The 11,624-nt window shown below is 71.9% G+C and carries 10 protein-coding genes; 6 read left to right on the top strand and 4 right to left on the bottom strand.

Annotation, left to right across the window (positions count from 1 at the left end):
• Positions 1-47: 47 nt before the first annotated feature.
• The 4 genes from ABIB53_RS01780 to ABIB53_RS01765 are packed head-to-tail and all read right to left on the bottom strand — an operon-like array spanning position 48 to position 4,437.
• On the bottom strand, positions 48-1,142 hold the full coding sequence (locus tag ABIB53_RS01780) for an SLC13 family permease (protein WP_354586892.1): 1,095 nt from the start codon (positions 1,140-1,142) through the stop codon (positions 48-50).
• A gap of 2 nt (positions 1,143-1,144) precedes the next feature.
• Complete coding sequence (locus tag ABIB53_RS01775; protein WP_354586890.1) at positions 1,145-2,518, bottom strand: NAD(P)/FAD-dependent oxidoreductase; 1,374 nt, start codon at positions 2,516-2,518, stop codon at positions 1,145-1,147.
• 4 nt (positions 2,519-2,522) lie between these two features.
• Positions 2,523-3,929: an aspartate aminotransferase family protein gene (locus ABIB53_RS01770; RefSeq protein ID WP_191563104.1), complete on the bottom strand. Its 1,407-nt coding sequence runs from the start codon at positions 3,927-3,929 to the stop codon at positions 2,523-2,525.
• A 19-nt stretch (positions 3,930-3,948) separates the two neighbouring features.
• Entirely contained in the window at positions 3,949-4,437 is a 489-nt protein-coding gene (locus ABIB53_RS01765) for an Lrp/AsnC family transcriptional regulator (protein WP_354586888.1), read from the bottom strand.
• A gap of 171 nt (positions 4,438-4,608) precedes the next feature.
• Here ABIB53_RS01765 and ABIB53_RS01760 point away from each other — a divergent pair, with 171 nt between their 5' ends.
• From ABIB53_RS01760 to ABIB53_RS01735, 6 genes are all read left to right on the top strand, one after another.
• Positions 4,609-6,054, top strand: a complete 1,446-nt coding sequence (locus tag ABIB53_RS01760) for a gamma-aminobutyraldehyde dehydrogenase (protein ID WP_068274736.1) — start codon at positions 4,609-4,611, stop codon at positions 6,052-6,054.
• A 96-nt stretch (positions 6,055-6,150) separates the two neighbouring features.
• On the top strand, positions 6,151-7,401 hold the full coding sequence (locus ABIB53_RS01755; RefSeq protein ID WP_354586887.1) for an ABC transporter substrate-binding protein: 1,251 nt from the start codon (positions 6,151-6,153) through the stop codon (positions 7,399-7,401).
• Positions 7,401-8,555 (top strand): ABC transporter ATP-binding protein, encoded by a 1,155-nt coding sequence (locus ABIB53_RS01750; RefSeq protein ID WP_354586886.1) that lies wholly within the window; start codon positions 7,401-7,403, stop codon positions 8,553-8,555. The genes ABIB53_RS01755 and ABIB53_RS01750 overlap by 1 nt, the downstream gene beginning before the upstream one ends.
• Entirely contained in the window at positions 8,552-9,472 is a 921-nt protein-coding gene (locus ABIB53_RS01745) for an ABC transporter permease (RefSeq protein WP_354586885.1), read from the top strand. The genes ABIB53_RS01750 and ABIB53_RS01745 overlap by 4 nt, the downstream gene beginning before the upstream one ends.
• A 59-nt stretch (positions 9,473-9,531) precedes the next feature.
• Entirely contained in the window at positions 9,532-10,308 is a 777-nt protein-coding gene (locus ABIB53_RS01740) for an ABC transporter permease (protein ID WP_201468350.1), read from the top strand.
• 37 nt (positions 10,309-10,345) lie between these two features.
• Positions 10,346-11,623 carry a saccharopine dehydrogenase family protein gene (locus ABIB53_RS01735; RefSeq protein WP_354586884.1) on the top strand — a complete coding sequence of 426 codons (1,278 nt, stop codon included), beginning with the start codon at positions 10,346-10,348 and terminating at the stop codon, positions 11,621-11,623.
• The last annotated feature ends 1 nt before the right edge of the window (position 11,624 follow it).

Genomic DNA, 11,624 nt, shown 5'->3' with positions numbered 1-11,624 from the left:
CCCGCGGCCGGGCCCGGGGCAACGGGTTATGCGCAGGGCGGAGGGGGTCAGGTCGTCAGCGCGAGGGCGAGGGTCGTCGCCGGCACGACGACGACCACGCAGAGCAGACCGCCGGCGGCCAGGCGCCACGGCCGCCAGGTCACACCGGCGGCGCGGCACCGGTCGAGCCAGAGCAGCGTCGCCAGCGAGGCCCACGGGGTGACGAGCGGGCCCGCGTTCGCGCCGACGAGGACGGCGAGCAGACGGGCCGGCTCGCCCTGGGCGGCCGGCTCGAGGGCGAGGTAGCCCGGCAGGTTGTTGACGGCGTTGGCGGTGAGCGCGCTGACCCCGGCGACCTGGAGCAGGTCGCCGGCGCCGGTGCCCCGGCCGGCGAGGTCGACGAGCGGGTCGAGCAGGCCCGCGCGGTGGGCACCGGTCACGGCGACCATGAGCAGGCTGAAGCCGACGGTCATCGCCCACGGCAGGCGCAGCGTGCGGACGGTCCCGGGCGCGCGCACCGCCGTGACCCCCGCGAGGACGAGCGCGGCGAGACCGGCGACGAGCCACGGCGCAGCCCCGAGCGCGAAGGCCGGCCCGATGACGAGGCAGGTCGTCGCGGCGACCCGGAGCAGGACGCGGTCGTGCGTGGCCGCCGGCGGGTCGACGACGTAGCGCGCCGAGAGCTCGCGCCGGTGCAGGAGCGCGACGAGGGCGAGGGTGAGCACGACGGCGACGAGCGCCGGCGCCGCGGCGAGCCGGACGTACCCGCCGTGGTCGACGCCCATCTGCTCCAGGCGGGGCAGGGCGAGGAGGTTGGTGAGGTTCGAGACCGGCAGCAGGAGCGAGCCGGTGTTGGCCACCCACAAGGTCGTCAGCGCGAAGGCCCGCGGCGCCGCACCCACCTGCCGGGCGATCGTCAGCCCGACCGAGGTGAGCAGCACGGCGGTCGTGTCGAGCGAGAGGAAGACGGTGCACGCGACGGCGAGCGCGGAGAAGCCGAGCCACAGCAGCCACATCCGGTGCCGGCCCAGCCGCGCCATCGCGTGACCAGCGACGTCGAAGACGCCCGCGCGGTCGCTCAGCTCGGCGACGGCCGAGATCGCGAGGAGGAAGGCGGCGACGGGCAGGGCCCGGCCCAGCGCCTCGGTGACGACGTCGAGCACGCTCAGTGCCCGGTGAGCCGGTCGAGCACCGGGGCGATCCGCGCGGGCGAGCCGGTGCGCCGCTCCTCGTGGTCGGCGAGCACGGCCGCGCGCAGACCGGCGTTGACGCCCAGCCAGCGCAGCGGCTCGGGCTCCCAGTCGGGGGAGCGGTGGCCCACCCACGGCAGCTCGGTGCGCGAGGTCGTCGCCCCGGTGACGAGCTCGGCGAGGGTGCGCCCCGCGAGATGGCTCGTCGCGACCCCGTCGCCGACGTACCCGCCGGCCCAGCCGATCCGCGCCGCCCGGTCGTAGCCGACGGACGGGTGCCAGTCGCGGGGGATGGCGAGCGGCCCGCCCCACGCGTGGGTGAAGTCGAGCTCGACCTGCGGCAGGAGCTGGCGAAGGGTGGTCCGCAGGGCCGCGAAGACCGCGTCGTCGTGGTCGAAGGAGGGGCGGATCCGCGAGCCGTAGTGGTAGGGCGCCCCCCGCCCGCCGAAGGCGATCCGGTCGTCGACGGTGCGCTGGCCGTAGACGACGAGGTGCCCGTGGTCGGCGAAGACCTCGCGGTCGGCCAGACCGACCTCGTCCCACTGCTGCGACGTGAGCGGCGCGGTGGCGACCATGAGCGAGTAGACGGGCGCGAGCCGTCGACGCAGCCGGGGCAGCGTCGCCGTCCACGCCTCGGTGGCGCGCACGACGGTCCCGGCCGACAGCTCGCGCCCGTCGTCGAGCAGCAGCCGGTGCGTGCGCCCCTCGCGCACGACGTCGGCCACCCGCGCCTGCTCGACGACGACGCCGCCGCGCCGGCGCACGGCCGCGGCCAGCCCGTCGGCGAGACGGCGGGGGTGGACCCGGGCGCAGTGCGGGCTCGCGGTCGCGCCGAGCACGGTGCGACCGGGCCGGTCGGCCGCGGCGAGCCGCTCGAGCGCCTCGTCACGCTCGAGCCAGCGGGTGCCGCCGCCCCACCGGGCGTCGGCCGCCACCTCCGAGCGGGCGCGCGCCTCCTGGGCCCGGCCCCGGGCGAGGACGAGGGTGCCGCCGCGCACGTAGCCGGCGTCCACCCCTTCGTCCGCTGTCGTGCGACCGATCTCCTCGACGCTCTCGCGCAGCGCGGCGAGCATCGCGTGGGCGGCCGGTGCCCCGTGACGGGCCGCGAGGGCGTCGCCGGAGACGGGGAAGAGCGCGCTCACCCAGCCGCCGTTGCGCCCGCTCGCGCCGAAGCCGACGTGCTCGGCCTCGAGGACGACGACCTCGATGCCGGGCTGCTCGCGCAGCAGGTGGTACGCGGTCCACAGACCCGTGTACCCGCCGCCGACGACCGCGACGTCGGCGCGCGCGGGCAGCTCGGGCGGGGTCGGGCTCGGCGCCGCGTCGTCCCACCACAGGGGGTGGACCACGGGGCTAGAGCAGCTTCTCGCCGGCGACGAGCACCGAGCGCAGCCGCTGCTCGATGTCGTCGAACTCGGCCGGCCCGATGGTGAGCGGCGGGCTGAGCTGGATGACGGGGTCGCCCCGGTCGTCGGCTCGGCAGTACAGGCCCGCCTCGAAGAGCGCCTTCGAGAGGTAGCCGCGCAGCAGGCGCTCGGACTCGGCCTCGTCGAAGGTCTCCTTCGTCGCCTTGTCCTTGACGAGCTCGATCCCGTAGAAGTACCCCTCGCCGCGCACGTCGCCGACCATCGGCAGGTCGAGCAGACGCTCGAGGGTGCGGCGGAAGGTCGGGCCGTGCTCGCGCACGTGCTCGACGATCCCCTCGCGCTCGAAGATGTCGAGGTTCTCCATCGCGACCGCGGCGGCGACGGGGTGCCCGCCGAAGGTGTAGCCATGGGCGAAGGACGCGGTGCCGTGCTTGAAGGGCTCGAAGAGGCGCTCGCTGGCGATCATCGCGCCCATCGGCGCGTAGCCGGAGGTCAGCCCCTTCGCGCACGTGATGATGTCGGGCTGGTAGCCGAACTGCTCGGCGCCGAACATCGACCCGACCCGTCCGAAGGCGCAGATGACCTCGTCGGAGACGAGCAGGACGTCGTAGGTGTCGCAGATCTCGCGGACCCGCTCGAAGTACCCGGGCGGGGGAGGGAAGCACCCGCCGGCGTTCTGGACCGGCTCGAGGAAGACGGCGGCGACGGAGTCGGGGCCCTCGGTCTCGATGGCGACGGCGATCTGGTCGGCGGCCCAGCGGCCGAAGGCCTTCTCGTCCTCGCTGTAGACGTCGGGGGCGCGGTAGAAGTTCGTGTTCGGCACCTTGTGGGCCCCGGGCACGAGCGGCTCGAACATCTCCTTGAGCGGCGGGATGCCGGTGATCGACAGGGCGCCGTGCGGGGTGCCGTGGTAGGCGACCGAGCGTGAGATGACCTTGTGCTTGCCCGGCTTGCCGGTGAGCTTGAAGTACTGCTTGGCGAGCTTCCACGCGGACTCGACGGCCTCGCCGCCGCCCGAGGTGAAGAAGACGCGCTCGAGGTCGCCCGGCGCCATCCGGGCGAGCCGCTCGGCCAGCTCGATCGCGGCCGGGTGCGCGTAGGACCACAGCGGGAAGAAGGCGAGCTGCTCGGCCTGCTTCGCGGCGGCCTGGGCGAGCTCGGCCCGGCCGTGGCCGACCTGGACGACGAAGAGCCCGGCGAGCCCGTCGATGTACTCGCGCCCGCGGTCGTCCCAGATGCGGTGGCCCTCGCCGCGCACGATGACCGGCACCTCGCCGCCCTCCTCGAGCACGGAGTGGCGGGTGAAGTGCATCCACAGGTGGTCGCGGGCGGCGTCGGCGTGCCGGCTGCCCGACCGGGTCGTCATCGGCCCGGTCTGCGGGGTGGTGGTCATGCTGCTCCTGTCGCGGGGCTCATCGCGTGCCCCAGTCGTAGTGCTGCTTGTCGAGACGCAGGTAGACGAAGGTCTCGGTGCTGCGGACGCCGGGGATGGTGCGCAGCCGGGTGGTGAGCAGCTCGAGGAGCTGCTCGTCGTCCTCGCAGACCATCTCGACAAGGACGTCGAAGCTGCCGGCCGTCGTCACGACGTAGGAGGCCTCGGGCATCGCGGCGATCTGCTCGGTGACCGGGCGCAGGTCGCCCTCGACGGTGAGCCCGATCATCGCCTGGCGGGTGAAGCCGACCTGGAGGGGATCGGTGACGGCGACGATCTGCATGACGCCGGCCTCGAGCATCTTCGTGGCCCGCTGCCGCACCGCGGCCTCGGACAGACCCACCTCGCGGGCGATGGTCGCGTAGGACTGGCGGCCGTCGACCTGGAGGTGCTCGATGATCTGCTTGCTCACCTCGTCGAGCCGCACCCGTCCCCGGGGCTCTGACGCGTCGGGCGAAGGGGTGGCCATGCGCCCCATCGTGCGCCCAGATGATCGCTCTGACAAGCCTGCTTCGACGATATCCGTACGAAACATGGGCGTGATCAGAAGTTTTCGCACCTTCTTCACCATGGGTCTGTCGAGATCGACATCCGCCGTCTATCGTCTGTCTCACCCATCCCCCTTCGCAAAGGACGCACAGTGACGAAGACCCGGACCCTGCGCAACTTCGTCGGCGGCGAGTACGTCGACACCGAGAGCGAGGGCAGGACCGACCTGGTCAGCCCGGCGACCGGTGAGGTCGTCGCGTCCGCGCCCGTCTCCGGCCAGGCGGACGTCGACGCCGCCTACGCCAGTGCCGCCACCGCGTTCGAGGAGTGGGGCCAGACCACCCCGGGGGAGAGGCAGACCGCGTTGCTGCGGTTCGCCGACGCCCTCGAGGCCCGGGCCCAGGAGTTCGTCGAGCTGGAGGCCGAGAACACCGGCAAGCCCTTCGCGCTCACCGCCAGCGAGGAGGTGCCGGTCATGTGCGACCAGCTGCGCTTCTTCGCCGGCGCGGCCCGGGTCCTCGAGGGCAAGGCGTCCGCGGAGTACATGCGTGGTCACACGAGCTGGATCCGGCGCGAGCCGATCGGCGTCGTCGGCCAGGTGACCCCGTGGAACTACCCGATGATGATGGCCGCCTGGAAGATCGGGCCGGCCCTCGCCGCGGGCAACACCATCGTGCTCAAGCCGAGCGACACGACCCCCGAGACCACCCTGCTCATGGCCGAGATCGCCGCCGAGCACATGCCCGCCGGCGTCTTCAACGTCATCACCGGTGACCGCGAGACCGGCCGGATGCTCGTCGAGCACACGACCCCGGGTCTCGTGGCCATCACCGGCTCCGTGCGCGCCGGTGTCGAGGTCGCGGCCTCGGCCGCGCGCAACCTCACCCGCGCGCACCTCGAGCTCGGCGGCAAGGCCCCGGTCGTCGTCTTCGACGACGCCGACATCGAGGCCGCGGTCGAGGGCATCGGCACCGCCGGGTACTTCAACGCCGGCCAGGACTGCACCGCCGCGACCCGCGTGCTGTGCACCCCCGGCATCCACGACGACTTCGTCGCCGCGCTCGCCGACTTCGCCCGCACGCAGGCCAAGGTCGGCCGGCCCGACGACGAGGACGCGCTGCTCGGCCCGGTGAACAACGCCGACCAGCTCGCGAAGGTCTCCGGCTTCCTCGAGCGCCTGCCCGACCACGCCTCGCTCGACGCGGGCGGCACCCGCCTCACCGAGCTCGGGGGCGGCTTCTACCTCAGCCCCGCCGTCGTGTCGAACCTGCGCCAGGACGACGAGGCCGTGCAGCAGGAGATCTTCGGCCCCGTCATCACCGTGCAGCGCGTCGCCGACGAGGACGAGGCGGTGCGCTGGGCCAACGACGTCGAGTACGGCCTGGCCTCCTCCGTGTGGACCCGCGACTTCGGTCGCGCCATGCGGATGAGCAAGCGGCTCGACTTCGGCTGCGTGTGGATCAACACCCACATCCCGCTCGTCGCCGAGATGCCGCACGGCGGCTTCAAGAAGTCCGGCTACGGCAAGGACCTGTCGATGTACGGCTTCGAGGACTACACCCGGATCAAGCACGTCATGGCCAACATCGACAGCTGAGCCGGGCACCCCTTCGCCGCCGGCCGGTGCACCCGGCCGGCGGTACCCCTCCACCCCGACGACCGCCCGCGGTCCCGTCCCGTGAAGAAGGCCACCATGACGCCTCTGCGGCCCCCCTCCGACCCGATGACCGCCGCGCTCGTGCGGGCCGCGCAGGCCTCGCAGCGCTCACGGCTGACGCGTCGCTCGGTCCTCACCGGCGGTCTGCTCGGCGGCGCGGCGCTCGCCGCCGCCGGGTGCGCTCCGCCGCCCCCGCCGTCGGCCGAGGGCGGCACGGTCGCGCTCGACCTGCCCGACGACCTCTCCGACGAGGAGAAGGTCGTGCGGTGGGCGAACTGGACGGCCTACCTCGACATGGACGACGACGGCAAGCGCTACCCGACGCTCGACGCCTTCAAGAAGAAGACGGGCATCTCGGTGACCTACACCGAGGACATCGACGACAACGACACGTACTTCAACAAGATCGCCCCGCAGCTGCGCGCCGGTCAGGACATCAAGCGCGACATCTTCACCTTCACCGACTGGATGGCCAACCGGATCATCCGCGAGGGGCTGTGCCAGCCGCTCGAGCTCATCCAGATGCGCAACGCGGGCAACCTCCTCGAGCCGCTGCGCGAGGTGAGCTTCGACCCGGGTCGGCAGAACTCTTTGACCTGGCAGTCCGGCTTCGCCGGGATCGGCTACCACAAGAAGAAGGTGGGCCGAGAGCTGAAGTCGCTCGAGGACCTGTGGGCCGACGACCTCAAGGGCCGGATCTCGGTGCTCTCGGAGTTCCGCGACACCGTCGGCCTCATCCTGCTCCAGCAGGGGATCGACATCGACCAGGGGATCACCAAGGAGCAGTTCGAGTCCGCCGTCGCCGAGGTCGACAAGCGCGTCACCGACGGCTACATCCGTCGGATCAAGGGCAACGCCTACCTCAACGACCTCAAGAGCGGCAACGCGATCGCCGGCATCGTGTGGAGCGGCGACCTCTTCGTGCTGCGGGCCGAGACCAAGGACGACAACTGGGAGTTCGTCATCCCCGAGTCCGGCGGCACGCTGTGGAGCGACAACATGATGGTGCCGATCACCTCGACGCACCGCCGCAACGCCCAGCGGGTCATGGACTACTACTACGACCCGAAGGTGGCCGCCGAGGTCGCCGCGTGGGTCAACTACATCTGCCCCGTCGAGGGCGCCCGTGAGGAGATGGAGAAGATCGACCCCGAGCTGGCGAAGTCGCCCTTCATCTTCCCCGGGGCGGACTACATCCGCGACAACAACGTCCAGGGCTTCGCCGCGCTGTCGGCGCAGGACGACGCCGAGTTCAGCGACATCTGGTCGCGGACGGTGGGCAACTGATGGCCCGTCGCTCCGGCTCCGGCTTCCGGGAGGCGCACGGCGACCTCGAGCTCGAGTCGGTGACGAAGTCCTTCGGCGACTTCACCGCCGTCGATGACCTCGACCTCACCATCCCGCGCGGGTCCTTCTTCGCCCTCCTCGGCCCCTCGGGCTGCGGCAAGACGACGACCCTGCGCATGGTCGCCGGGCTCGAGCAGCCGACCTCCGGCCGGGTCCTCATCGGCGAGACCGACCTCACCGGGTCGCGCCCCTACGAGCGCCCGGTCAACACCGTCTTCCAGAGCTACGCGCTCTTCCCGCACCTCAGCGTGCGCGACAACGTCGCCTTCGGCCCGCAGCGGCGCGGCGAGAAGGACGCGAGGACGAAGGCCGACGAGGCGCTCGAGCTCGTGCAGATGGGCCACCTCGCCGGGCGCAAGCCGACCCAGCTCTCCGGTGGTCAGCAGCAGCGCGTGGCGCTCGCCCGGGCCCTCGTCAACCGTCCCGAGGTGCTCCTGCTCGACGAGCCGCTCGGCGCGCTCGACCTCAAGCTGCGCCGCGAGATGCAGGTCGAGCTCAAGCGCATCCAGACCGAGGTCGGGCTCACCTTCGTCCACGTCACCCACGACCAGGAGGAGGCCATGACGATGGCCGACACCGTGGCCGTGATGAACCAGGGCCGGATCGAGCAGATGGGCCACCCCGAGGCGCTCTACGACCTGCCGCGCACCGCCTTCGTCTCGACCTTCCTCGGCCAGTCCAACATCGGGGCCGGCCGGGTCGTCGACCGCGACGGCGACTTCGAGGTGCTCGAGGTCGCGGGCACCCGGGTCAAGGTGCACCGGGAGCGCTCCGGCGGCGAGGGCGACGACGTCCTCTTCGGGGTGCGCCCCGAGAAGGTGACGATCCACGAGCACCGCCCCGACGGCGCCGGCAGCGACGTGCGCGCCGTCGTCCAGGACGTCTCCTTCACCGGTGTCGCGACGCAGTACCTCGTCGAGGTGCCGAGCGGCTCCGTGTGGTCGGTCTACGAGCAGAACCTCGACGTCGAGCGCAACACGATCCGCCGCGGCGACGAGGTCTGGCTGTCGTGGAAGGACGCGCACGCCTTCGCCGTGCCCGCCGACGCGCAGGCCGCCGAGGCCGGTCGCGTCGCCGCGGGGGAGCCGGCGTGAGCATCGCCCACGGTCTCGGCGCCGCCGCCGGGACCGGCGGTGACGGGGCGGACCACGCGAAGGGCGGGCGCCGCTCGAGCCGGACGGCCTACCTGCTCCTCCTGCCGGGCGTGCTGTGGCTCGTCGTCTTCTTCGTCGTGCCACTCGTCCAGCTCTTCACCGTCTCGCTGCAGAGCGACTTCCCGGGCTACCCGGGGTACTACTACCGCGACGTCAACCTCGGCAACTACGTCGACGCCTTCGTCGAGTTCTGGCCGCACATGGTGCGCTCGCTGCTCTTCGGCGCGCTCGCGACCTTCTTCGCCTTCGTCCTGGCCTACCCGCTCGCCTACGCGATGGCCTTCAAGGCCGGGCGGTGGCGGGGCGTCATGCTCATCTGCGTCGTCGCGCCCTTCTTCACGAGCTTCATCCTGCGCACGATCGCGTGGCGCCAGATCCTCTCCGACGAGGGTCCCGTCGCGAGCACCCTGCGCACCCTGCACCTGCTCCCCGGCGGGCACATCACCGAGACCTGGGTCGCCGTCGTCGCCGGTCTGACGTACAACTTCCTGCCCTTCATGGTGCTGCCGATCTACGCCTCGCTCGAGCGGGCCGACCCGCGGGTCATCGAGGCCGGCGGCGACCTCTACGCGAACGGCTTCACGACCTTCCGCACCGTCACCCTGCCGATGTCGCTGCCCGGCGTCCTCGCCGGCACGCTGCTCACCTTCATCCCCGCAGCGGGCGACTACGTCAACGCCGAGCTGCTCGGCTCGGACCGGAGCACGAAGATGGTCGGCAACGTCATCGAGAGCCAGTTCTTCCGGGTGCCCGGCGGCTTCGACACGGCGGCCGCGCTGTCCTTCACCCTCATGGCGATCATCCTCGCCCTCGTCTTCGTCTACGTCCGCCGCTTCGGGACCGAGGAGCTGCTGTGAGCGCCACGTCCACCCCCTTCGTGCGCCGGGTGCGCTTCTGGGTCGGCGAGCGCTTCGCGATGATCGCGGCGCTGCTCGTGCTCTTCTACCTCTTCCTGCCCGTGCTCTACACCTTCGTCTTCTCCTTCAACGACTACAAGAAGTCGAACATCACGTGGAACTCCGAGGCGGGGCCGACGCTCAAGCACTGGCAGAACCCCTGCGGGGCGCCCGGGGTGTGCGAGTCGCTCGTGAAGTCGATCCAGATCGGCGCGATCGCCACCCTCGTCGCCACCGTCCTCGGCACGATGATCGCCTTCGCCCTCGTGCGGCACCGCTTCCGCGGGCGCGGCACGGGCAACTTCCTCGTCTTCATCCCCATGGCGACGCCGGAGATCGTCCTCGGCGCGAGCCTGCTGACGATCTTCGTCCAGGGCTTCTCGCGGGTGGGGCTGCAGCTGGGCTTCTGGACGATCGTCATCGCCCACATCATGTTCTGCGTGAGCTTCGTCGTCGTCACGGTCAAGGCTCGGCTGCAGAGCCTGGACCCCCGGCTCGAGGAGGCGGCGCAGGACCTCTACGCAGGACCCGGCGGGACGTTCTGGAGGGTGACCTTCCCGCTGGTCCTGCCGGGCATCGTCGGCGCCGCGCTGCTCGCCTTCAGCCTGTCCTTCGACGACTTCATCATCACCAACTTCGTGTCCGGCGACGAGACGACCTTCCCGAAGTTCGTCTACGTCAGCTACCTGCGCGGCATCCCCGCGCAGGCCAACGTCATCGGCTTCTCGATGTTCGTCATCGCGGTGCTGCTCGTCGTCCTCGCGCAGGTCGTCGGCAACCGCCGGAAGAGCGCCTGACCCGCGCGGGAGCGCGGCGGGCGGAGGAGGAGACCCCGTGCGAGTGCTCATGATCGGTGCCGGGGGCGTCGGCGACGCCGCGGCGAAGATCGCCGTCGACCGCGACTACTTCGAGCGGTGGGTGGTCGCGGACTACTCGCTGGAGCGGGCCGAGGCGACCGTGGCCGCGGCGAGCGGGCGAAGGGAGGGCGAGTCCCGTCTCGTGGCCGCCCAGGTCGACGCCTCCGACCCCGGGGCGGTCGCGGCGCTCGCGTGCGAGCACGGCGCGACCCACGTCTTCAACGCCGTCGACCCGCGCTTCGTCATGCCGGTCTTCACGGGGGCGCTCGCGGCCGGGGCGCACTACCTGGACATGGCGATGTCGCTGTCGCGGCCGCACCCGGAGCGCCCGTACGAGGAGGTGGGGGTCAAGCTCGGCGACGAGCAGCTCGCGCAGGCGGGGGAGTGGGAGTCGTCGGGCCGGCTCGCGCTCGTCGGGATGGGCGTCGAGCCCGGGCTCTCCGACGTCTTCGCCCGGTACGCCGCCGACGAGCTCTTCTCCTCGATCGACGAGCTCGGCACGCGCGACGGGGCGAACCTCGTCGTGCGCGACGAGGAGGGGCACGAGGTCTTCGCGCCCGGCTTCTCGATGTGGACGATCATCGAGGAGTGCCTCAACCCACCGGTCGTGTGGGAGCGCGAGCGGGCGCAGGCCGCCGGGGGTGACGTCGAGGCGGGCTTCTTCACGCTGCCCCCCTTCGCCGAGCCCGAGGTCTTCGACTTCCCCGAGGGGATCGGCCCGGTCGAGTGCGTGCACGTCGAGCACGAGGAGGTGCTCCTCATGCCGCGGTGGGTCGACGCGCAGCGGGTGACCTTCAAGTACGGGCTCGGCGCGGAGATGATCGCCATGCTGCGCCAGCTGCACGCGCTCGGGCTCGACTCGACGCTGCCCGTGGACGTCAAGGGGGTGCAGGTCAGCCCCCGCGACGTCGTCGCCGCCGTGCTGCCCGACCCCGCGAGCATCGGCCCGCGGATGGAGGGCAAGACGTGCGCCGGGCTGTCCGTCACCGGCACCGGCAGGGACGGGCAGCCGCGCGCGGTCTACCTCTACCACGTCGTCGACAACGCCGACTCGATGCGCGACTTCGACGCCCAGTGCGTCGTGTGGCAGACCGCGATCAACCCCGTCGTCGCCCTCGAGCTCCTCGCGAAGGGGGAGTGGTCCGGCACCGGCGTCCTCGGCCCTGAGGCCTTCCCCGCCCGCCCCTTCCTCGACCTCCTCGCCGCCCCCGCGCCGGCCGGGTACGGCTCGGCCTGGGGGATGGAGGAGCGATGAG

This window comes from Janibacter sp. UYMM211, assembly GCF_040547045.1.
GTDB classification, from domain to species: Bacteria; Actinomycetota; Actinomycetes; order Actinomycetales; family Dermatophilaceae; genus Marihabitans; species Marihabitans melonis.
The sequence above is the reverse complement of the archived record's forward strand: the minus strand, read 5'-3'. Positions and strand labels throughout refer to the sequence as shown.

Excerpts from the sequence above, each read along its gene's own strand:
- ABIB53_RS01770 (WP_191563104.1), bottom strand. The coding sequence starts at position 3,929 with ATGACCACCACCCCGCAGACCGGGCCGATGACGACCCGGTCGGGCAGC.
- ABIB53_RS01765 (WP_354586888.1), bottom strand. The coding sequence starts at position 4,437 with ATGGCCACCCCTTCGCCCGACGCGTCAGAGCCCCGGGGACGGGTGCGG.
- ABIB53_RS01755 (WP_354586887.1), top strand. The coding sequence starts at position 6,151 with ATGACGCCTCTGCGGCCCCCCTCCGACCCGATGACCGCCGCGCTCGTG.
- ABIB53_RS01750 (WP_354586886.1), top strand. The coding sequence starts at position 7,401 with ATGGCCCGTCGCTCCGGCTCCGGCTTCCGGGAGGCGCACGGCGACCTC.
- ABIB53_RS01740 (WP_201468350.1), top strand. The coding sequence starts at position 9,532 with ATGATCGCGGCGCTGCTCGTGCTCTTCTACCTCTTCCTGCCCGTGCTC.